Origin of the sequence: Streptosporangium sp. NPDC051022 (assembly GCF_040683035.1) — a bacterium.
Taxonomy (GTDB): Bacteria; Actinomycetota; Actinomycetes; order Streptosporangiales; family Streptosporangiaceae; genus Streptosporangium.
Genome location: NZ_JBFBCF010000011.1, coordinates 1 through 21,456 on the forward strand (window position 1 = coordinate 1; position 21,456 = coordinate 21,456).

A 21,456-nucleotide genomic window follows, 5' to 3' on the forward strand; every position below is an offset into this window, starting at 1 on the left:
AACGGATGCAGTACCGTCCTGCGTTGTTCGACGGCTTCATCGCCCAGACCGGCCTGATCCTCGAACCGCTGTAACTTCAGCCTTTCAAGCTCAGAGGCACGGGCGGAACGACGGCCGGATCCCCTTCCAGATCTACGTGAGACCACGTCAGCGCCCGCAGTTCCTCCGTGCGCGCGCCTGTCAGGAGGGACAGCACGATGTAGGCGTGCATCCGGGTCCCCTCGGCAGCCTTGAGCACGGCTTCGGCCTGGGCGAACGTCAACGCTTTCGACGGACGTCCTGCCTTGCCCTTGGGCACGGAGCGCACAGTGTCACCACGTTCCGCTTGACCTTGTCGCGCGCCATGGCCCGCTTGATCGCACGGTTCAGGCAGGAGTGAAGTCCCTGCAAGGTGCGGGTGCTGAGAGTCTTGGCCTTGTCGGCGAGCCACTTGTCCACGTCCTCGGCACTGAGGTCGCGGAGCTTTCGAGCGCCCAGGGCGGGGATGACATGGGTCCTGCTCAGGATCGTACAGGCGGTCACCGTGCCTTCATCGCGTCCACTGAGCCCATAGGCCAACCAGTCGTTCACAGCGCGTTCCACGGTGTAGTCCGCCGGGGCGATGGCAAGCCCGTCCTCGTAGTCCCGGAGTACTTCCTTGAGCTTGTTCTTGGCCTCGGTCTTGGTCTTGCCGCTTCCTCGTTTGATGATGCGCTTGCCGCTCGGGTCATAGCCGAGACTGGCCGTCGCGATCCAACGCTGTCGTTTGTCGTCCCAGTGCAGGCCACCATCCCCGCGGCTGCGTCGCTTGGTCACTTGCCGCTCTCCTCCGCTTCCTTCTCCAGCAGGGCGATGTAGTCGTGAATGGCAGTGACTGGGATGAGCCGGGCGCGGCCCTGTCGGACCGAGCGCAGACGGCCGGTCCTGAGCTGCTTAAAGATGGAGGTCTTGCCCAGGTTCAGCACACGCATGGCGTCGCGGACCTTGTAGAGCTGAGTGTCGTCGAGCCGGAGCCTGTCCGGCGCTGCGATGGTCATGACTGGGCCTTCTCCTCATCAGCGGGGACAGCGGGGACACCTACAGCGGGGAGGTGTCCCCCAAAATCGAGAGCGTTTTCGCTGTTCAGTAGCAGTTCGGGGACAGTGGGGACAGCGGGGACACCTTCCGGAGAGGGAGTCCCCGGCACCCGGTAACGTCCGGCGGTGTCGGCGTGAAGTTGCCCGTCTGCGGCCATGCGCTGACAGGTCTTCTTGACGTTGTCGTAGCCGAGCCGGATCGCCTCAGCGATGGATTTCGGGCCGGTGCCGGGGTGGGCGCGGAGGTAGCGGATGATCGCGGCGCGGGTGTCGGTCATCGTTTCGAGATCGTCCATATCGGCCGGACCGCAGAAGGGCAGGCTGTGGAGGTGACCATCACGGTCACGCCCGCTCACTACCTGGTGATCGAGAACACCTTCCCGCTTGCCTGATACGGCCTGAACACGACCCGATCGGAGACGATGCGATGACAGCCACACTGCCAGTGCGCGCCCGGGCCTTGGAACTGGCCGACGCCGGCGAGTTGCCCGCGTACGTGTACGACTTGGCCGACCTCGATGCCCACATGGCGGCCGTACGGGCCGCCCTCGGCGACATCGAGGTGTACTACGCCGTCAAGGCCAACCCCGATCCGCAGCTGCTGCGGGTGATCGCGCCGTACGTCGACGGCCTTGAGGTGGCCTCAGGGGGAGAGCTGGCCCACGTGCGCCAGTTCTTCCCCGAGACGCCGATCGCGCTGGGCGGTCCCGGCAAGACCGACGCCGAACTCTTCGCCGACGTCTACCGGCTGCACATCGAGAGCCCCAGCGAAATCCGGCGTCTGTTCGCAGCGGGCCGCTCCGCTGACGTGTTGCTGCGGGTCAACCTCGACATCCCGATCAGCGGGGCGTCCCTGGCCATGGGAGGCGGCGCGACCCCCTTCGGCATGGACCCGGACGGCATCGCCGAATGCCTCGACCTGCTCGCCGGTCAGGACGCGGTACGGTTCCGCGGCATCCACGCCCATCTCGCCAGTGGCCTGGACGCGCCCCGCATGCTGGAGCTGGCCGCCTCGATCCTCGATTACGCGCGCAGTCTCGGCGTCACCGAGATCAACATCGGCGGCGGCATGGCCGTCGACTACGCCGACCTGGGCGCCCGATTCGACTGGAAGACCTACGGCGAGGGCCTGGCCGCGCTACGGCGCCCCGGCGAGGTGCTGCGGATCGAGCCGGGCCGGTCCCTGTCGGTCTACTGCGGGCGATACGTCACCCGGGTCATCGACGTCAAGCGCGTCCACGGCGAGCTATTCGCGGTGGTCGCGGGCGGCACCCACCACATCCGCACCCCCGCAACTAAGGGGCACAGCCAGCCCATGGTCATCGAGGAGCCCGGCGAGCCGACCACGATCGTCGGCCAGCTCTGCACCCCGAAGGACACCATGGCCAAGCACGTTCCCGTGAGCCTGAAGCCGGGCGACGTGGTCGAATTCCCGATGGCCGGCGCCTACGCCTGGAACATCTCCCACCACGACTTCCTAATGCACCCAAAACCAACCTTCCACTACCTGAGAGGTTGATCCGGTTATAAAGAGACCTGAAGGCACTTCTTCGGGTCTCTTTTGCTTTTACCGGCACAGCAGCAGCAAACGTTACCCTGCACCCACAGAGATGCCCCTTCCTTCAGCTGAGCAAAGAACTGTCTTGCCGACGTCAGCCCTACGCGCCAAGTAGCAACCTTCCTCGCTGATCTCGGCCCCCTACATGGCCTACGAACTAGGGAAACGATGAAGGCTGCGGAGCCACCCGTCCCCGCAGCCTTCATCGAGGCCAGATGACTTGTCGGTCCTGGATCATATGCTCACACTCGTACCCGCCCCCGTCCTGAGGTGTAGCGATGACCAGGAAGGACCGCATACCCACCGGCGTCCAGATGGCCCTGTTTAGCCTTTCCAAAAACTGTTACGCCCCTAATTGCCCAAAACCTGTTCTTCAAGTTATCGACGATGTTCCAGTGGTCACGGCAGAGATGGCCCATATCTGCGGAGAAAAACCCGGCAGCGCCAGATACGACCCATTAATGACGCCAACCGAAAGAGCGAGCATCCAGAACATCATGCTGCTATGCATTGCCCATCACAAGCTAATCGACAGAGAGCCTACAGCAAGTCGATACACGGTTGAAATCTTGCGCTCATGGAAAGCCGAGCGAGAAGGGGAATACGCCCCCGAACTGAACGGGATTGGCGTAGTCACAGAGTCGAGACTACAAGAACTCATCATCAACTCCTTCACTAAAACTAGAGGCGACCTTCTATCCATAGTCGATGAACTAAAGTCATCAAATAGCGTTATGGTCGAAACCTTAAAATCCATGATTCTGGAATCATTCGATCGAAGGTACGCCTCGGATGAGGCGCAACTCCTCTACGATGCCGCAATGCGCCTCAGCCATCTTCATGATCATGCCCCCATGATCTACGAGGCCGCCCTTAAGCTCGGACATCTTCATGACCACACACCTATGATCTACGAGGCTGCCCTTAAACTTGGGCATCTTCATGACCATATATGGCCCTTAAGCAAGGCTGCAGAAAACCTCAGCAATCTTGACCGCACATCGGAGCGACTTCTCGAGGCAACAAGAAGAATCCAATGGGAGACACTCGATAGCTTTATCGACAGATCTCATGAAGTGAGTCGAGTTGGCGACTACTCACCAAACACTCTCTACGGAGAGCCAGGATTTAAGGAAGCAATTAGCCGGATAGAGGAAGCAGCCGAATCGCTCCATATGATGGAGGAAAATAGAAGCGTTATGTGGCCACCATCCCCCGCCTATTGGACGTGGCTCAAACGGGGAGTCTATATAGGGGTCGGCTTCTCTATTGCTCTTGCGATTTTCATCTCCCTTATCGTCACCAAGACAAGCCCGTGACGGCACAAAGGTAAGCTTTCCCAACCCTCTGGGCCTAAACGATGCCAGCACCCGATTTCCTAGGTCAGGGCAACACGCTCAGCCAGTACCTTGGCCTGCGCGTCGGCACCCACCTCTTTCAAAGCGTGCAGCAGGCGAGCCACGGACTCAGAAGAATCTAGGGGAACACTCGTCGAAACACGTTCGGCAAGTGCCATGACTTGGTCATCTGCTCCTACCCAGTGCAGGTTACGTAGTATCACGGCCACGCTCTGCGGGCTATCCAGAGAGGCGTTGGTGACAATGCGCTCAGCCAGGGCCGAGATCTGCCAATAGGCCCCTACTCCTCGAAGAGCATCCAGCAACCTGGCCATAGCGTGCAGGTTGCTGAGATGAAGGTCGGGGACATGCTCAACCAGCATCGCAATCTGCTCCTCAGCCCCTACCCTCTGAAGGACATTTAGCAGCCCAGCCACTTCATACGGGTCCTTCAGGTCGAGAGGGAGGTCAGGCATGCGCTCAACCAACATCATGATCTGCTTGTAGGCCCCTACCCGCCGAAGAGCGTCCAGCAGCTTAACAAAGGTGTAATGGTTGAGAGAAAGGTCGGAGACACACTCGACCAACACCGCGATCTGCTCCTCAGCCCCTACCCTCCGAAGAGCATCCAGCAGCCCAATTACGGCATGCGGGTCGTTGATATTGAGAGAAAGCTCAGGGACACGCTCGACCAACACCGCGATCTGCTCCTCAGCCCCTACCCTCCGGAGGACATCCAGCAGCTTGGCCATGGTGTACGGGTTGATGAAATGTAGATTGGGGACACGCTCGACCAACACCGCGATCTGCTCCTCAGCCCCTACCCTCCGAAGAGCATCCAGCAACCCGGCCACTTCGTACGGGTCCTCCAGGATGAGAGGGAGGTCAGGTATGCGCTCGACCAACATCGCGATCTGCCCCTCGGCTCCTGCTCTCCGAAAGGAATCCAGCAATCCGGTCACGGCACGCGGGTCGTGAAGGTTGATATCGGTGGCGAACTCGCCTTGTGGCGGTTGCTGGTTCTCCAGCTGCTCGAGAAGCTCTTCGAGTTCCTGAACGCGATGTTCTGCTTGGCGAACTCGATCGCGGGCTAGTTCCAGGTGCTGAGTCAGATGGGTGATCTCTTGGTGGTATCGAGTGCGATCCTGATCCCAGGCGGCGCGGAGACGATCGGTCTCAGTTAGTAGGTCCTGCAAGGTTCGAGTGCGCTCTGTGAGCTGGTGTTCCAGGGTCTGGACGTAGCGTTCGGCTTCCTTCCAGCTAGTGACCGCGATCTCCAACTGATCGCTGACTTTCCGGACCCGATACTCGTGTGGATGAGCAACTTTGAGAGCGGCCATCTGAAGCTCGATCAAGTGTGCACGGACCTCGTCGGTCACCGGGCTGCCCGCACCCGCGCGCAGGGCCAAGACTTCGTCGAGGAACCACCGCTCGACAGGCACACGTTTGCCGTTCAAGTACCGGGAGACGGTGCCCTTATCGATTGGGCGGAGCCGACAAAACAGGCTGATCGACATGCCTAGGGCAGTGAACTGAGCTCGGAGTTCCCCTGTCCAGGCCATCACCTGCGGGCTGAGCTCCGGGCTCAATGGTGCCAACTCGACTGGCCGGCGGGCGATCTCGCTCATCCGCCCATCATCGCCGTCCCGGACCACTTTCCGCGATGAACCGCAGCCTTTGCGAGTGTTGCCAACTATCTGCAACCCCCCATCTGCGGCCGTTGCAGTGCAGCGCAACCCTCTTGGGTTCTGGCTTTCTAGAACCAAGCACTCGCGCCTCGCCACTACGCGGCGATATGAAAGAGAGGAAATCTGTGTCCCGCCCGGTTCACTCAACATCCCCGCTTCTGACCGTTCGGGCCGCCTTGATCCTTGGTCTGTCCCTGATCTTCGGCGCGGTCGCCGGAGCCCTCACCTACTGGGCTACCCGCTCGGCCCCGGGGGCGATCCTGGGCACCGGTGCCGCTACCGCCGGTGCAATTGGGCTGCTCAATCAGATCATCAGCGGCATGCCTGACGACAAGGACGACTAGGCTCTGTAGATCCACGGCACAGAACCTGCGGTCAGACACACTGCTCCTCGCGCACATAGGGATGGAGTAGAGACAGTGTCCCCGCTGTCCCCCGAGTCCCCTCATGAGGGTTGAGCTGGGGAAACCTCGGGAAACTCGGGGGACAGGTCTCGGAGACAGGTGTCCCACTGTCCCCTGGGACAGATAAGAGCGGCTGAAACACCTCGATGTTTCAGCCGCTCTTCCTGAGTGACGAACTGAGTGACAACCCCAGCGAACTCCTGCGAACCTTCGCAGACTCTTGCGGACCATCGGTGCAGGTCAATTGTCATGGAAGCGCTGATACTGATCCCCCCTGAATTGCTTCGGGACGAAGAGGTCGCAGGTTCAAATCCTGTCACCCCGACGTTGCAGGAATTCCCGAGGTAAGAGCCTGGTCATCAGAGATGATGACCAGGCTTTTTGCTTTCACGCCGCGATCGGTCCACCGCGTGGGCGAACCCGTACGGGCCGTCCCGTCCCGGTGCATGAGCTTCTCTCCTGGCCCTGGAAGGGGCAGCGCTTCTCCGCGCACCGACAGATCAAGAAGTAGGACACCGGACTTACGGATGACTTGGACCTCCGTCGCCGACCCGGACCATGTCGCGCCGCCCGCTCGGAGCCGCCTCCCGGCCCGGGCGGCGGAATAATCCGTTGCGGTTCACGCCCCCGGAGGGGCACCCTGGCGTCATGTTCCGCCACGCTCTCCTGACGACGCCCGCCACCGCGGGCGCGTTCGAGCGTGCCTTCGACGGCCTGGAGCGCTGACCTCTTCCCGTGAGTCCCGAGGTGACCCGGCGGGGAGAGGTCGATCGCCCCGCAGACGGGTCACAGGACTCCAGGCTCACAGGGAAGGAATCATGGCCAAGCAGGCCTACGTACGGAACAAGCCGCATCTCAACATCGGCACGATGGGGCACGTCGACCACGGCAAGACCACGCTGACCGCCGCGATCACCAAGGTGCTCGCCGAGCGGGGCGGCGCGACGTACACGCCGTTCGAGAGGATCGACCGCACGCCCGAGGAGGCGCGGCGGGGCATCACGATCAACATCTCGCACGTCGAGTACGAGACGGCCACCCGCCACTACGCGCACGTGGACATGCCCGGCCACGCCGACTACGTGAAGAACATGATCACGGGGGCGGCGCAGCTCGACGGCGCCATCCTGGTGGTCTCCGCGCAGGACGGAGTCATGCCGCAGACCCGCGAGCACGTACTGCTCGCCAGGCGGGTCGGCGTCGAGCACCTCGTCGTCGCGCTGAACAAGGCCGACGGAGCCGACCCCGAGCTGGCCGACCTGGTCGAGCTGGAGCTCGGGGAGCTGCTCGCCGAGCACGGCTACCACGACGTGCCCATGGTCAGGGTCTCCGGGCTGCGGGCGCTGGAGGGCGCCCCCGAGTGGACGGCGTCCGTCGAGACGCTGCTCCGCGAGGTGGACGACCACATCCCGGTCCCGGTCCGTTACGTCGACGCGCCGTTCCTCATGCCCGTGGAGAACGTGCTCACCGTCACCGGGCGCGGCACCGTCGTCACCGGCGCGATCGAGCGCGGCTCGGTCAAGATCGGCGACACGGTCGAGGTCGTCGGTCTCGGCGAGGGCTTCACCGCCGTGGTGACCGGGGTGGAGACCTTCGGCAGGACCATGGACCGGGGGGAGGCCGGCGACAACGCGGCGGTGCTCCTGCGGGGCGTACGGCGCGAGCAGGTACGCCGGGGCCAGGTGCTGGCCGCGCCCGGCGCGCAGAGCGCCCACCGGCGCCTCACCGCCAGGATCTATCTCCTCACGGAGGCCGAGGGCGGCCGGCACGGTCCCATCGCCGGCGGCTACCGGCCGCAGTTCTACCTCCGCACCACCGACGTGCCCGGCCAGATCGTCATGGACGCGCCGGCCGGGCCCGGAGAGACGGTCGAGGCGGTCGTGGAGCTGGGCAGGGCGGTGGCTCTGGAGGCCGGTCTGAGCTTCGCGATCCGCGAAGGCGGGCTGACGGTCGGCGCGGGCACGGTGCTGGCCGTCCTCGACTGACGGCCGTCGCCGTCCATCGGTACGGGACACCCCCGCCGGCCGAGAACAGGCCGACGGGGGTGTCGTCCGACCCGGCCGGGGTGGCCGTCGCGAACCACGCCCGCCCGAGTGAGCGGCCGCGGAGTGCGGGACGGGGCGGCCCGGCCGCCGTCCCGGGCACGGACGCGTCGGCTCCGGAGGCGACGAGGGCCGCCGCGTGGTGCGGCGGCCCTCCCGCGCTTCGAGCCTCCGGGTCGGCTCCGTGTCAGACGGTGGAGGCCACCTTGACCGGTTCGATGCCCTCGGCGGAGTGGTGGGCGGCCCAGTTCTCCAGGGACGTCCGGCAGGCGTGGTCGAGGTGCCGCAGACCGGTGAGGTCGAGCTCGATCGGCCGGTTCTGCGGTAACGCCTCCAGAGTCTCAAGGATCTTGGGCAACCGCAGGAACGTGGCGTTGCCCGTCAGGTGAGCCTGGATCGGGCCGGATCCCTTGTCGACGACCTCCACACGGATGTGCGAGATGTCCCACGCCGTCTTGGCCACGGCCAGGGTGAGGCCGATGAGCACGCCCTCGAACATGCTCACCAGCACGATCGCCGCGGCGGTGGTGACCAGGATCAGCACCTCCCCGCGGTGCTCACGCCACAGCACGCCCATTTCGCGCACGGGGATGAGCTTGCAGCCCGCGTACACCAGGACTCCCGCGAGCGCCGCGATGGGGATCACGCCGAGCGCGGCGGGCAGCAGTGCGGCGAAGAGCAGCAGCCACGCGCCGTGCAGGACCCGGGAGGCCTTGGTCCTCGCTCCCGCCTGGACGTTGGCGGCGCTGCGCACGATGACCGCGGTCATCGGCAGGGCACCGAGCAGGCCGCAGACGGTGTTGCCCGCGCCCTGCGCCATCAGCTCCCTGTCGTACTGCGTGCGCGGACCGTCGTGCAGCCGGTCCACCGCGGCGGCGCTGAACAGGCTCTCCGCCGAGGCGATCAGGGTGAAGGCGAGCACGGTGCCGACGACCCCGGCCCCGGCCCCGGCCAGCTGCCCGACGTCGTCCAGGCTCGGCATCCGGATGACGTCCAGCAGGCCCTTGACCTCGACCTTGGCCACGGGCAGGGCGAGGAGCGCGGAGACGGCGGTCGCCAGCGCGACGGCGGCGAGTGGCGCGGGAACCGCCCGCACCGTCTTCGGGAGCCTGTTCCACAGGACGAGCACCGCGATGGTGCCGGCGCCGAGTCCGAAGGCGATCAGCGAGGTCTCGGAGCCGAGGGTGCCGGCGAGCATGCCGGGCAGCCCCAGGATCTTCTCCAGCCCGCCGGCGGGCGCCTTGACGTCGGCCATGGCGTACAGCTGGCCGGCGATGAGGACCAGCCCGATCCCCGCGAGCATGCCCTCCACCACCGCGACCGAGATCGCGCGGAAGAAACGGCCGAACCGCAGGGCTCCCATGAGGAGCTGGAGCAGCCCGGCGGCGAGGACGAGCACTCCGAGCGCGGACACGCCGTACTCCCGCACGGCTTCGAAGACCAGCACGGTCAGCCCGGCGGCGGGACCGGACACCTGGAGACTGCTGCCGGGCAGCATGCCGGTGACCAGGCCGCCGACGATGCCGGTGACCAGCCCGAGCTCGGCCGGTACCCCGGAGGCGACGGCCACGCCCACGCACAGCGGCAGCGCGACGAGGAAGACGACCACGGAGGCGGCCAGATCGCGTCGCAGATCGACGGCCCCGGGCCTCCCGCCGCGCCCGAAACCATGCCCGAGACCGCGCCCGAAGCCATGCCCGAAGCCGCGCCCGAAGCCGAGGCCGAGGGCACGGCCGCCGGAAGCGCGGCCGAGGCCGGAGGTACGGGCGCCCGTGGGACGGCCGTCCTTGCGCGCCTTCACAGCGGCTGGAAGGCGTCGGCGTGCGACCGGTGGGCCAGCACGGAACCGGTGTGGATCTCGTAGAACCAGCCGTGCAGACGCAGCCGTCCGCCGGCCAGCCCGCGCGCGACGCACGGGTAGGCGCGCAGCCGGTCGAGCTGGTCCAGGACGTGGGACTGCACCGCGTGGGCGAGGTCGGGCGCCCCGGCGTCGGTGCCCTCCGGCAGCGGTGTCGCGTGTTCGAGCCAGTCGCGGACCGCGGGAACGGCCGTGAGGTCGTCTCCGCGCGCCATCGCGCCGACGGCCCCGCAGTGCGAGTGCCCGCACACGACGACGTCGCCGACTCCGAGCACCTCCACCGCGTATTCGATGGTGGCCGCCTCACCCGCGGGGTGTGGCCGGTCGTGGCGGGGGACGATGTTGCCCGCCGTACGCAACTCGAAGAGCTCCCCGGGGCGCGCTCCGGTGATCAGGGAGGGGATGACCCGGGAGTCGGAACAGGTGATGAACAGGGCGTGCGGGGACTGCCCGGCGGCGAGCCGGCCGAACCCCTCCGGCCCTTGCGCGGCCCGTCGCGGGAACACGCGGGCGTGGTCGATGAGATGCTGCATGTCAGGTGCCTCCTGAGCGCCTGCGGGCGCGTCGGTGTGACGAAGACCATGGAAAAGGGCCTAGAGCCGGCGAGCGGAAACGACCGGCGGCGAATACGCGGCGCACAGGGCCGTACGGCCCCACGCCCGTGGGGAAATGTCATCCACGCGCCGGTGAATGTGCGCCACTCGTCCGGCGACGACTATCAGCAGCGGAAAACCTGAAGGGCGGCAAGGCGCCTGTTGCTTGAGAGGCCTGTCCGGCCACGTGGCGCCGAGACATCCGAAACGGCCGTTACCGTGGTGGCGGCGCAGGACGGGGTTCCGTGAGCCGGTGGCGCGGGAACGTCGACGGAGCCGGAACGCCCGCGACTCCCGCGACTCCCTCGATTCCACAGATGCCCGGCGATCTCCTCCGGCGGCACCAGGTCGTCGCACAGCATGCCCTGCGCCGCGACGCTGGGCGCCAAGGTCACATGGACCTTGGCCCCGCCGGCCCCGTGTGCGAACACCTGGAGGGCCAGCAGGGCCGCGGCCAGTGTCGCCAGAAGAATCCGGGCGATTCTGGCTCGTGTCACCACTCGGCTCCTCATGAGTCAAGAGTCATGTACACAACGGGCTCAGGACGCGACGCGACAATCGCTCTGCCGGGCGATGTCGACACCACAGAAACACTAAGAGCATAAGAGGAGAGTTAAGGAAACGCGGTGTGGCGCGAACGAGATATCTTCCCTCCCCCGAATTGAAGCACCAATACCATGTCAGATGTCATTTGATTGGGTTCTTCGTCACGCGGGCCGTAAATGAAGAGCGCTCCCAATAGCACATAACGGCCATCAAAAATTGCACAAAACGGTCACCGAAACCGCGTGACGACAGCCGTTCGGCTCAGATCATGAAGCGGGCGTACCAGTCGAGGACCCGGTGAAAGGCCTGGTTCGCGGCGTTGGCGTCGTAGCGCGGGCCGGTGTCGTTGAAGAAGGCGTGGTTGACGCCGGGGAACGTGACGATCTCGTGCTTCAGGCCCGCTTTCCGCAGGGCCGCCTCGGCCTGGTCACGGGTGGCGTTGACCCGGTCGTCCTGCTCGGCGTAGATCGCCAGGACGGCGGCTCTGGAGCCGGAGAAGTCGGCGGCGTCGGGGAGCGGGCCGTAGAACGGGACGGCCGCCGCCAGGCGCGGCTCGTGTGAGGAGAGCAGCAGCCAGACCATGCCGCCGCCGAAGCAGAAACCGACGATGCCGAGCTTCTTGCCGGGAGCGCGACGCTCCAGCTCGTCCAGACCGGCCTTCATGTCCGCGACGAAACGCCCCTGTGGGACACGGCCGAGGGCCGCGGTGGCCCGCGCCGGGTCACCGAGGGAGGCGGTGCCGCCCTCCCTGGAGAGCAGGTCGGGGGCGAGCGCGGAGTAGCCGCTGGCCGCCAGGCGCCCGGCCACCGACCGGATGTGGTCGTTGAGCCCGCGGTTCTCGTGGATGACCAGCACCGCGCCCCGGGGGTTCGCGGCCGCCGACCAGGCCCCCTGGAGCGTGACTCCGCTCTCCGGGCCGGGAAAGGTGATCGCCTCGGTGGGCAGGGGCGACGGACCCGCCGGAGAGGCGGAGGCCGACGGCACGGCGGCGGCGGTTTCCCTACCGGCTCCGCAGGCCGCGAGCAGGGCGCTGGCGGCGGGCAGCGCCAGCCCCAGAAGGCTCAGCCGGTGCAGCGCCTCACGCCGTGGGATCAGGCCGTCGGCGTGGTCGACCGCGACCTCTTCCGCGAGATATCGGTGGAAGGACGTCACCACTCCACGGTAGAAGGGGGCGGCGAAAGCCAGGGTAAACCGAGTGCCATGCGGATCTTCGGCCTCGCCGGCGACTCGCGGAACCTCCGCCCGCCGGATCGCGCGGGTCAGATACCGTCATGGCTCCCGTGCAGCCGGGCGGGCTGTCCGCCTACCGGGTCGCGCGGGCGAGATAGCCGATCAGGACCCCGGCCCCGAGCACCGCCTGCGCGACCAGGTAGGGCCCGAGAGTCTCCGGCCACGCGGCGAACGCCGCCAGCATCGGCGACGTGGCGAGCAGCGCCACGTCCACCCCGGTCATCCCCCAGATGAGCGGGCCCGTGGGAATCGCGCCTCCGGGCGTCTCGATCACCGGCATCGCGTGGTCGATCGGCGGACGACGGGCCGTCCGCAGTGCCGCCGCGGCCAGTCCGGGAGCCGCCGTCGGGCCGAACAGCCACCACGGACCCGCCGGGAGCACACCGGTCAGGCCGAGCGCGCCCAGTGCGAGCACCAGCCAGCCGGCGCCGAGCAGCGCGGGCAGTACGGCACGGGCGGCCAGCACCTCGCGGAAGCCTGGACCGAACAGGCGGACCAGGCTCGCGTCATCGCTCTCGCGCCGCGCGCCGGAAACCGCCCCCGCCGCGACGGCCAGTCCTCCGGCGAACGTCACGACGACCACCGGCGTGGTCATCCCGCCGACCGCCTGCGCGGTGACGGCCGGAAGCACGGCCGAGCCGAGCATGGCCGCCAGCCGCCCCGGCCGCCTGGCCAGCCTGCGCCACTCCTGCCAGGCGAGCGCGAACGGCGCGGGCAGCGAGGGCCAGGGGCGCGAGCTCAGGTTCCGTGCCCGCCAGTGGTTGTCCTCGGCGATCCAGGTGAGCGCGCCGGGGTCCACGGCGACGGCCGCGTCCGCCAGGCGGCCGGTACGGGTGGACGCCGCGAGCACGGCGCGGGCGGGCATCCGGGACAGGGCGCCCCATGCCCGCCGTACCAGGAGGGCGGTCACCGTGGCGGCCGCCCCCGCCACGGCGGCCCCGGCGGAGGCCGGGGCGGTGGCGACGACGGCCATGAGGTGACGGCCGGGGCCGGTCGCGAGCAGCGCGGCCACCGAGGCCGCGACGACGAGGAGCACGAGTCCGACGCCGAGCCAGGAGTCCCACGAGGGTGACGCCTGGGCGAGCACGGCCACGGCCATCCCGCCCACCGTGGCGGACACGCCCAGCACGAGCGCGGTGACCAGCCGCAGCGCGAACCGGTCGGCGCCCCCCAGTACGGCGAGCAGGCCGACCCCGAACACGAGCCCGCCCGCCACGGCGACCGCCAGCAGGATCACGGCGGTCCTGCCGAGCACCGCCCTGCGCGGCAACGGCGAGAGCAGCAGCCATGCCGCGTCGGCGGCGGGCACGGCGACCGGCCCGATCAGCCTGGCGGCGGCGAGATAGGCGGCGTAGCCGAGCGTGAGCAGCGCGACACCCGGGCCGATCCGCGCCGGGTCGGCCTGCCGCGCGGCCGCCGCCAGCGCCGTGAAGACCGGCTGCGCCACGACGGCCCCCATCATGAGCAGCCCGAACACCGTCCCGTACCGGTCGAGCCAGCTCACCGGCCGCCGCCTGCTCGCGTGAATCGACGCCCGTACCTCGGCGACCCTCATGCGTTCCTCCCCGTCCGGATGGCGTCGGCGGTCATACGGCCCTGCCCGCTTCCAGGGTGAGCAGGCGGGCGTTGCTGTGCTCGGCGAGGTCAGGGGTGTGGGTGGCCATCACGACGGTGCCGCCTTGGGCGGCGTACTCCAGCAGGATCCCGGCCAGGCGGTGCCGGAAGCCGGTGTCGAGGCCGCGCTCGGGTTCGTCGAGCAGGAGCAGTGTGCTGGGGCGCAGCAGCGCCATGGCCAGGGACAGCCGCTGACGCTGCCCGGTGGACAGGGCCGGTGGGACGGCGTCGGCGCGTTCGGCGAGGTCGAACAGGTCGAGCGCGGTCTCGACCGTCAGGCGTGGGGTGCCGTGGACGGCGCGCATCAGCTCAAGATGCTCCCGGGCTGTCAGGCCGGGGTACCACGCGGGCTCGTCACCGACCATGGCGACCCGGCGCCAGAAGGCCGGACCGTCGTCGGGCGGGCCGCCCAGGACGTCGATCTCACCGGAGTCGAGAGCCTGCAGGCCCGCCACACAGCGCAGCAGGGTCGACTTTCCCGCGCCGTTGACCCCGATCACGGCGACGATCTCCCCCGGCGACACCGTGAGATCGGCACCGATGAGCACGGGGTTCCCGCCGAGTTCCACTCCTGCCCGCCGTACCGCGACGATTGCTGTCACCTCCCGACCCTAGCCCGGATGTCACGCGGACGGCCCGTGTCATCCGAAGGGCACGGATCAAGACAGGCATCGCCGAGATCGTGCAGGGCGAGCTGTTCACCGATGAGATGGACGCGGGTGACTTCGTCGTGCCCCTCCGCGGCCCAAGGACTCGGTCGCCGTCTCCCTGCTCCGTATTCCACACCCCGCCCACCGGACGGCCGCCCGCGAAGGCCCGGCCGCCTCCTCCACGACCGGGCCGTACGCCTCCGGCGCGGACCGTCCTACAACGGCCTGCGGAAGCCGCGCACCGCGACGGCGGCCGAGAATCCGATGGTGACCAGGCTGAGCACCACAGCGACCAAAGGGCCGTATCCCACCGGGTGACCGAACACCAGGGCACGGGTGGCGTCTATCCCGTACGTCATGGGGTTGAGGGTGGCGACGAACCGGAGCCACTCGGGGAACCCGCCCACGGGAACGAAGGCACTTGAGGCGAACATGAGGGGGAAAGTCACGAGCATGGTGGTGCCCTGGAAAAGATCGATGTTGCGGATCCAGCAGGCCAGAGCGATGAAGAGCCAGCCGATGCCTCCCCCGACCGTCAGGGCCAGGATCCAGGCGGCGAACACCCCGGAGATCCCCCCGGCGGGGCTGAAACCGAACAGCGCATAGGCGAACAGCAGGACGCAGATCAGTTGGAGGCCACTCCTGACAAGGTCGGCCAGACTTCTGGCGAAGAGGATGGAACCCAGCCAGATCGGCAGCGAACGGAACCGCGAGATGATTCCGCTCCTGACCTCCTGGGTCAGGCTTATGCCCGTCTGCAAAGCCGCCTGCATCGCGGAGTTGACCATGATCGCGGGCACCAGGAAGTCTATGTAGGACACCCCGCGCGGAAACTGCGGCGTGGCCGAGATGCTGCCGAATATCTGACTGAAGATCAAAAGCATCAGGAGCGGCCCCATGGCGTTGAGGAGGATCATCCGCGGATCCAGCACGAGCACCTTTATCGACCTCAGGGTGAGGACGAGCACCTGAACGCGGATCGGAGCGCCCCGCCGGCGCACGGGAGCCGGAGCGAACGAGGTGAGGTCCCGGCCCTCCGCGGTGAGGCCGCTCATCACTCCTGCCATGACTGTCCCCTCCCGTTTCCGTCACCGGTGAAAGCGTGAAAGACATCGTCGAGATTGGGCTCGGCGAAGGTGAGCTCCTCTATCTCGGCGTCCTGGCCGCCCATGGCGCGAACGAACGTGACGATGTCGCCCGCCCGGGCGACGGAAGCCGTGATCGTGGATTTCTTCGCGTCCCACACGGCTTCGAGCCCGGCTGATCTGAGCGTGAGCAGAGTGTGGTGGGCGTCGGGAATGTGCGAGTACCGGGCGGTCAGCGTACGGTCTCCGACACGAGCCTTGAGCTCCGCGGGGGACCCCGAGGCGACCACCTTCCCGCCGGAGAGAACGACGATCGAGTCCGCCAGCCGATCGGCCTCTTCCAGATACTGGGTGGTGAGAAGGACCGTGGCTCCCTCACCCGTCACGGATTTCACAACATTCCACATGTTCATGCGGCTGGAGGGGTCGAGCCCCACGGTCGGCTCGTCCAGGAATATGACTTCGGGACGGCCGACGAGGCTCGCGGCGAGATCCAGCCGCCTGCGCATGCCGCCGGAATAGGTGCGCACCGGTCTTCTCCCGACATCGGTCAGCTCGAACAACTGGAGCAATTCATCGGACCGGCTCCGGGCGACCTCCTGTGTGGCGCCGAGCAGCCGCCCGATGAGGATGAGGTTCTCGGCGCCGGTGATCTGTTCGTCCAACGCGGCGAACTGTCCCGCCAGGCCGATCCGCTGCCGAACCTGGCCGGCCTGTCTCACAACGTCGAGCCCCGCGACCCTGGCGGCTCCGCCGTTCGGCCGGGACAAGGTCGCGAGGATGTTGACGAGTGTGGATTTCCCCGCTCCGTTGTGTCCGAGAAGCCCCAGCACGGAGCCCTCACGCGCTTCGAAGGAAACCCCCCGGAGAGCGGGGACCTTTCCGAACCTCTTACTGATCTCCATCACTTCGATAGCGGGTCGCATGGAGCCAACACCTCGTTTTCGTCAAGGACGCTCGGGACAGAGCTAGCTCAGTTCGGCTGTCGCGGGCAGGCGCTTCGCGATCGCCCGTACGGCGTCGTCGTAGTACCTGACGTAAAGGACCGCCGTCAGCGTGCCGAGGGCCGCGGCGCAGATCGTGTAGGCCATGCTCCGCGACGCGCCGTCCGCGCTCAGCAGCGATCCGGTGGCCGCCAGCGCGATCATGATCGCATTACGGATGATCATCGCCGTGCTCATGATGGACCCCTTCCTGCCGAAGCACCGGCATTCGGCGATGACCCCTTTCCGCACCGCCCGTACGGCGACGCCGATGAAGACCACAAGAAGCACGGAGGCCAGCAGGAAACCGAACCCGCGCGTGACGGGAAGGGCCAGCAGCAGGACGGTCGCCCCCTCGCACACCACGATCGCCATTGCGGCGGGCCTCCCGGCACGAGGGGGCAGGACCGCGAGGTGCCCGATCGACTGTTCGAAGCGCAGGAAGGATTCCAGGCTTCGCACCTTGGTGAAGAACGCGAGCGCGAAGGTCGTCGCGAGAAAACAGGTGATGCCGAAAAACACATACGCCATGAGTGACACCCCTTTCCGGGGAACAAGAACAAACGGCCTGGGAAGGTCCGTACGACGTCTGCCCGGCGCGCCGCTCTCGTCCCGGCGGGTCCCCGGGCGGGCGCGTTCCGCGGATCTTCCTCTAGGGTGCGACCGGCACCACCATCGTCTTGTGAAAGAGGGCAACCTCGTCGCGCTCCCCGACGGGCACGCCGTCGACCTCGATCCAGGCGTGCGCCCGGAAGGGCTCGGTGAGGATTCCCGTGCACCACGTCGGCCAGGTGCCGGCGAAGCGGCACAGAAGCGCGGCCGCCACGGACCGCTGCAGGCATCCCTGCCCGGCACACTGCATGCTGACGGAGACGACCGCCGTTCTCGCGGCCAGCGCCCGGCTCCGCGTGCACGGCCTGGCTCCGCGTCTGACGACCATCAGAACCCGCCGGAGCCGCAACGGGGAGAGCCTGATGAGAAGCCTCGCCGCCCCCACCGCGACGTACGCGACGGCACGACGGCGCCAGGGAAGTCTGGCCGACGACTCGAGCGCCACGGGCATCGTCATGTCAGCACCACCCTGGCCTGCTTCAGCGAGTGCATCAGCTCGGCGACATCGGCCGCGATCCTGCGGACGGCACCCGGATGCCTTCGGCCCAGCTCGGCGACCACTTCTTGCACGCTGTCCCCTCGCAGGAGGAGACGCACGACCACGGCGCCCGTCGCGTTGAGCTGCCAGTAACGTCCCGACCTTTCATCCAGCAGAATCATGCTCTGGCCCGTGTCCGCCATGGAGACATCCGGAGCGAGCGAAAAGTTCATGTCGACTTACCTCTCATGGACGCTGAACCGTTGAGTGGCGCCCGACGGAGTGAGCGGAGCCAGACCTCGCATGCGAACGTGCTGATCAGCGGCATCAGGCTCATAGACCTCGGAGGCAGGCAGAGCAGGACGGATCTGAGCGCGTCGGCGTCGACGAGCCCGATCCTGGCCAGTTCGAGATCGTCACAGATCTCCAGGAGCTCGCTCCTGTGCTTCCGCAGGCTCGCGTAGGCCTCCGAGCTGTACTCCGACTTGGTCGAGCGGCCCAGGATGTCCTCCGGCACGATTCCCCGCATGGACGCGGCCAGAAGCGGCTTGTACCTGTCCGGCATCGCGCAATCCTCGAACCTCACCGACAGAGCCGCCTCAACGACCCGGTCGTCCACGTAGGGAGCCTCCCAGGAGACGCCGAAGCGCGACGTGAGACGGCTGACCCTGCGTATGGTGTCACCGCAGAGCCGGACGTCCTGTATGGCCAGATGCTGACCCCGTAGCGGGGAGAGGGGGGACGGTTCCGACTCACCCAGCGCTCTGAGCTGCTTCCGCACGATGTCCACGGCCCCCGTCGTCGCCCACTCCGGCATTCGGAAGCTGAACCCCCACCCGAACTCGGGCCGGGACGAGAGCTCTCGCAACGGCAGAGTGATCGACTGGGCGGAGTCCGCGAGCCAGCCGCCGAAGGAGCGGTTCGTCATCAACGAGCCAAAAGTGCTGCTCAGGCGCCACCGCTGCATGGCACGGTTGGCCCGGATGTAGCGGATCGCCTTCAGGGGGTGAGATCTGACGAGGGTGTGCAGGTAGAGCGGGGTGGAGAGGAACAGTTCGTCGCCGCCGTGCCCGGTGAGGTGAACACTCGCCCCAGCTCCGGCGACCTCCCTCGCCTGGTAGGCCAGCCGGGCGCGGGTGCGGATCCAGGCGAAGGGCGCCTCCGTGTCGTCGTCGACGTCGAGGATGTCGCTGAACCACATGGGCGCCTCCTTCAAGGAGATCGTCATGTGCTCCGCCCGGGGCAGGGACTTCGCGGCCCTCTCCGCCCACATCCGGTCCTCGTTCGCGGGGTTCTCGGCACCCCATTGTGTGGTGACCAGCCGATCGGTCTTCGCATTGACCATGAAGCACAGGCTGGTCGAGTCCATCCCGCCGGACAGATCGGCGCTGATGACCGGACTTCGTGACGCGCGCGCCTCGACGGCGTCCCACAGGGCCTGCCTGACCTGTCCGGCGGCTTCCCGCAGCGAGACCTCGGGCGGCGGAGGCGCCCACCACCGGACCACCCGGCCGCTTCCATCCCGGTCCATCTCCAGCCGGCACCCGGTCGGCAGCGCCTCGACCCCCCGCCACAGGGGACGCTCCGACAGTGGCCAGGGCGGCCACGGTGCCAGCAACCTCTGAGCCAGGAGTTCCTCGGCCACGTCCGCCCCGATGAACCGGGCCAGCGTCTGGGGCCGGTCCGCGGCGACGGTGAGGCCCGCGACCCTGGCGTGGAAGATCTGGCAAGCCGACGACAGGCTGCCCTGTGCCCTGACGCGCCCGTCGAACGAGGCCAGGCAGTGATACGCGCCCGGTACGCCGCGCGCCAGTGCCTCGACGCCGGAGAGTCCGGTCATCCGCCCGAGCACGGCCTCCAGATTGCCCGACGTCTCGGAAACAGTGCCGATCAGGGCCACTCTTCTGCTTCCGGCCGCTGCGAAAACCACATCCTCTTCGCGCCAGTGCCCCACGATCCAGGGGCGGCCTGACGCGTGCCGGATAATGCTTGCTTCCTGACCGATTCCGGAGGAATCACAGAAGGACTCGCCTTCGGGAGAGTCAGGCAGAACAACGAAGTCCACGCCGATCCATCCTATTTATCGGTGGCATTCCGGGCGACTCCCAGACCCTTCAATCGACCAGGAGAAAAATCACGAAAAGCCGATGAAAGCACTGCTCTTGCGGTTACCAGGCATATCCGCCGACGCCGGCCGGGGCCGGCGTCGGCGGATTACCGTGCAGATCGATCGATCTGTGCAGCACACACGGTGCGCGCAGAAATTAGCAGAGCATGACGCAGGTCCAGTCGTTCTCGAAGCCCCAGCTCGGGCGACCGAGGGTCACCTCGGCGAACTCCCCGACACCGGAGAGAGTGGGCGGCTCGTAGACGATCGTTTCCTTCTCCATAACAATCTCCTCCTCGAGTCGGCAGAAAGTCTGCGATTTATCGCGGCAGGACTTCCTGCGCCTGACTCAAACCATAGCAACTCCCTCTTTCGCTCTACGTTCCACAGGCTCTCCCGGAGCTTACACTCCGCTTTCACCCACCTTTCAGCCATCCATGGCCGTCGTCGCACCACTTTTATCCCAGCTGGAGAGGTGCGATTATTGACACGTCTCGACGCGCCTTCATTCGAGATAAAGGCCTTCGAGTCCAAGAATGGCGATCGCGAGATAAAAGCGCTTCCCGCCGCCACATACGAAAGGAGAAAGCCGTGAACGAGAGGTCACCGGTCAGGCTGTCGATACTCGACACCGCACCGGTCTGGGACGGGTCTTCCCCTCAGCAGGCTCTGCACGACACGGTCGAGCTCGCAGTTCACGCCGAAAGGCTGGGCTACCACCGCTACTGGGTCGCGGAGCACCACAACGCCCCCTTCATCGCGAGCTGCGCCCCCGCCGTCCTCGCCGGGCAGATCGCCGGCAGGACGACGACGATACGCGTCGGGTCCGGCGGCGTGATGCTCCCCAATCACGCTCCCCTCGTTGTGGCCGAGCAGTTCGGGACGCTTGAGGCGCTGAACCCCGGACGGATCGACCTGGGCATCGGGAGATCTCCGGGAAGCGACATGGTCACCGCTCACGCGTTACGGAGGGTCAGCGGACCGCCCGGATCGGATTTCTTCTCCAAGCAGGTGGCCGAGGTGATGGGATACTTCGACCTGGCCGACGGTAAGACCGGCGGACGCATCGTCGCCGTACCCGCCCAGGGGAACCGTCCTGAGATATGGCTGCTCGGGTCGAGCGCGAAGAACGCCCGGCTGGCGGGGCGGCTGGGGGTGCGGTACGCCTTCGCCTACCACATCAAGCCCGGTCAGGCCGAGGAGGCGCTCAGTGCCTACCGCGCGGCGTTCCAGCCGTCCGAGCATCTGGACAGGCCGTACACGATCATCACCGCGTCGGTTGTCGCGGCGGAGACGGACGAGCACGCCGAGTGGCTGTCCGGCCCCCTGGAAGTCGTGATGCTGGAGGCGAGCGCCGGTGCCCGGAACAGGCCGAACATCGGCACCAAGGAGGCCGAACATCACCTCCGCTCGCTGCCCGCTGAGGCACGGGACCACGGGCACCTGGCCACTCACATCATCGGCGGCCCCGAGACCGTCAGGAAGAAGGTCGCCGACCTGGTGGCCGCGACGGGAACGGACGAGCTCATGGCGTTCAGCCTGATCGAGGATGTCGAGGATCGTAAACGGTCCTGTGCCGTGCTCGCATCGGCCGTCGGCTGAAGGAGGCAGAGCGG

22 protein-coding genes are annotated in these 21,456 nt (G+C 67.0%); 6 read left to right on the forward strand and 16 right to left on the reverse strand.

Annotation, left to right across the window (positions count from 1 at the left end):
- Positions 1–76: 76 nt before the first annotated feature.
- Genes AB0N02_RS19200 through AB0N02_RS19210 form a run of 3 tightly spaced genes read right to left on the reverse strand, consistent with a single transcriptional unit; the run spans position 77 to position 1,016 of the window.
- Complete coding sequence (locus tag AB0N02_RS19200; protein ID WP_363948023.1) at positions 77–298, reverse strand: hypothetical protein; 222 nt, start codon at positions 296–298, stop codon at positions 77–79.
- Positions 259–795 (reverse strand): hypothetical protein, encoded by a 537-nt coding sequence (locus tag AB0N02_RS19205; protein ID WP_363948026.1) that lies wholly within the window; start codon positions 793–795, stop codon positions 259–261. The genes AB0N02_RS19200 and AB0N02_RS19205 overlap by 40 nt, the downstream gene beginning before the upstream one ends.
- Entirely contained in the window at positions 792–1,016 is a 225-nt protein-coding gene (locus tag AB0N02_RS19210; RefSeq protein WP_363948028.1) for a helix-turn-helix domain-containing protein, read from the reverse strand. The genes AB0N02_RS19205 and AB0N02_RS19210 overlap by 4 nt, the downstream gene beginning before the upstream one ends.
- 173 nt (positions 1,017–1,189) lie before the next feature.
- Here AB0N02_RS19210 and AB0N02_RS19215 point away from each other — a divergent pair, with 173 nt between their 5' ends.
- From AB0N02_RS19215 to AB0N02_RS19225, 3 genes are all read left to right on the forward strand, one after another.
- Entirely contained in the window at positions 1,190–1,447 is a 258-nt protein-coding gene (locus tag AB0N02_RS19215) for a hypothetical protein (RefSeq protein WP_363948030.1), read from the forward strand.
- Between the two features lie 35 nt (positions 1,448–1,482).
- Positions 1,483–2,574: an alanine racemase gene (locus AB0N02_RS19220; protein ID WP_363948032.1), complete on the forward strand. Its 1,092-nt coding sequence runs from the start codon at positions 1,483–1,485 to the stop codon at positions 2,572–2,574.
- Between the two features lie 317 nt (positions 2,575–2,891).
- The gene (locus AB0N02_RS19225) at positions 2,892–3,932 is read left to right on the forward strand and encodes a hypothetical protein (protein WP_363948034.1); all 1,041 of its coding nucleotides are present in this window, start codon (positions 2,892–2,894) and stop codon (positions 3,930–3,932) included.
- 59 nt (positions 3,933–3,991) lie between these two features.
- Here AB0N02_RS19225 and AB0N02_RS19230 read toward each other — a convergent pair whose 3' ends face one another.
- On the reverse strand, positions 3,992–5,578 hold the full coding sequence (locus AB0N02_RS19230) for a hypothetical protein (RefSeq protein WP_363948037.1): 1,587 nt from the start codon (positions 5,576–5,578) through the stop codon (positions 3,992–3,994).
- A 236-nt stretch (positions 5,579–5,814) separates the two neighbouring features.
- Between AB0N02_RS19230 and AB0N02_RS19235 the strand changes: the two genes are divergently transcribed.
- Together AB0N02_RS19235 and tuf are read left to right on the forward strand one after the other, a co-directional pair.
- Positions 5,815–5,982 carry a hypothetical protein gene (locus AB0N02_RS19235; protein ID WP_363948039.1) on the forward strand — a complete coding sequence of 56 codons (168 nt, stop codon included), beginning with the start codon at positions 5,815–5,817 and terminating at the stop codon, positions 5,980–5,982.
- Positions 5,983–6,860: 878 nt separating this feature from the next.
- Complete coding sequence (gene tuf, locus AB0N02_RS19240) at positions 6,861–8,027, forward strand: elongation factor Tu (RefSeq protein ID WP_363948042.1); 1,167 nt, start codon at positions 6,861–6,863, stop codon at positions 8,025–8,027.
- Positions 8,028–8,271: 244 nt separating this feature from the next.
- On the opposite strand, the gene AB0N02_RS19245 is transcribed toward tuf, so the two are convergent.
- From AB0N02_RS19245 to AB0N02_RS19300, 12 genes are all read right to left on the reverse strand, one after another.
- A complete protein-coding gene (locus tag AB0N02_RS19245; RefSeq protein WP_363948044.1) occupies positions 8,272–9,885 on the reverse strand; it encodes a SulP family inorganic anion transporter in 1,614 nt (537 codons plus the stop codon).
- Positions 9,882–10,475 (reverse strand): carbonic anhydrase, encoded by a 594-nt coding sequence (locus AB0N02_RS19250; RefSeq protein WP_363948046.1) that lies wholly within the window; start codon positions 10,473–10,475, stop codon positions 9,882–9,884. The genes AB0N02_RS19245 and AB0N02_RS19250 overlap by 4 nt, the downstream gene beginning before the upstream one ends.
- 867 nt (positions 10,476–11,342) lie before the next feature.
- Positions 11,343–12,233 carry a dienelactone hydrolase family protein gene (locus AB0N02_RS19255; protein WP_363948048.1) on the reverse strand — a complete coding sequence of 297 codons (891 nt, stop codon included), beginning with the start codon at positions 12,231–12,233 and terminating at the stop codon, positions 11,343–11,345.
- Between the two features lie 151 nt (positions 12,234–12,384).
- The gene (locus tag AB0N02_RS19260; protein ID WP_363948049.1) at positions 12,385–13,866 is read right to left on the reverse strand and encodes a DUF6297 family protein; all 1,482 of its coding nucleotides are present in this window, start codon (positions 13,864–13,866) and stop codon (positions 12,385–12,387) included.
- Positions 13,867–13,897: 31 nt separating this feature from the next.
- Positions 13,898–14,527: an ABC transporter ATP-binding protein gene (locus AB0N02_RS19265; protein ID WP_363948051.1), complete on the reverse strand. Its 630-nt coding sequence runs from the start codon at positions 14,525–14,527 to the stop codon at positions 13,898–13,900.
- 263 nt (positions 14,528–14,790) lie between these two features.
- Positions 14,791–15,642: an ABC transporter permease gene (locus AB0N02_RS19270; RefSeq protein WP_363948053.1), complete on the reverse strand. Its 852-nt coding sequence runs from the start codon at positions 15,640–15,642 to the stop codon at positions 14,791–14,793.
- The gene (locus AB0N02_RS19275) at positions 15,630–16,586 is read right to left on the reverse strand and encodes an ATP-binding cassette domain-containing protein (protein WP_363948055.1); all 957 of its coding nucleotides are present in this window, start codon (positions 16,584–16,586) and stop codon (positions 15,630–15,632) included. Before AB0N02_RS19275 ends, AB0N02_RS19270 begins: the two co-directional genes overlap by 13 nt.
- A gap of 42 nt (positions 16,587–16,628) precedes the next feature.
- Entirely contained in the window at positions 16,629–17,174 is a 546-nt protein-coding gene (locus AB0N02_RS19280) for a MauE/DoxX family redox-associated membrane protein (protein ID WP_363948057.1), read from the reverse strand.
- A 121-nt stretch (positions 17,175–17,295) separates the two neighbouring features.
- Positions 17,296–17,712, reverse strand: coding sequence for a lasso peptide biosynthesis B2 protein (locus AB0N02_RS19285; protein WP_363948060.1), 417 nt, complete (start codon positions 17,710–17,712; stop codon positions 17,296–17,298).
- Positions 17,709–17,966, reverse strand: a complete 258-nt coding sequence (locus AB0N02_RS19290; RefSeq protein ID WP_363948063.1) for a lasso peptide biosynthesis PqqD family chaperone — start codon at positions 17,964–17,966, stop codon at positions 17,709–17,711. The genes AB0N02_RS19285 and AB0N02_RS19290 overlap by 4 nt, the downstream gene beginning before the upstream one ends.
- On the reverse strand, positions 17,963–19,663 hold the full coding sequence (locus tag AB0N02_RS19295) for an asparagine synthase-related protein (protein WP_363948066.1): 1,701 nt from the start codon (positions 19,661–19,663) through the stop codon (positions 17,963–17,965). The genes AB0N02_RS19290 and AB0N02_RS19295 overlap by 4 nt, the downstream gene beginning before the upstream one ends.
- Before the next feature lie 334 nt (positions 19,664–19,997).
- The gene (locus AB0N02_RS19300; RefSeq protein WP_363948069.1) at positions 19,998–20,123 is read right to left on the reverse strand and encodes a lasso RiPP family leader peptide-containing protein; all 126 of its coding nucleotides are present in this window, start codon (positions 20,121–20,123) and stop codon (positions 19,998–20,000) included.
- Positions 20,124–20,431: 308 nt separating this feature from the next.
- Here AB0N02_RS19300 and AB0N02_RS19305 point away from each other — a divergent pair, with 308 nt between their 5' ends.
- Entirely contained in the window at positions 20,432–21,442 is a 1,011-nt protein-coding gene (locus tag AB0N02_RS19305; RefSeq protein WP_363948072.1) for an LLM class flavin-dependent oxidoreductase, read from the forward strand.
- Positions 21,443–21,456 lie beyond the last annotated feature (14 nt).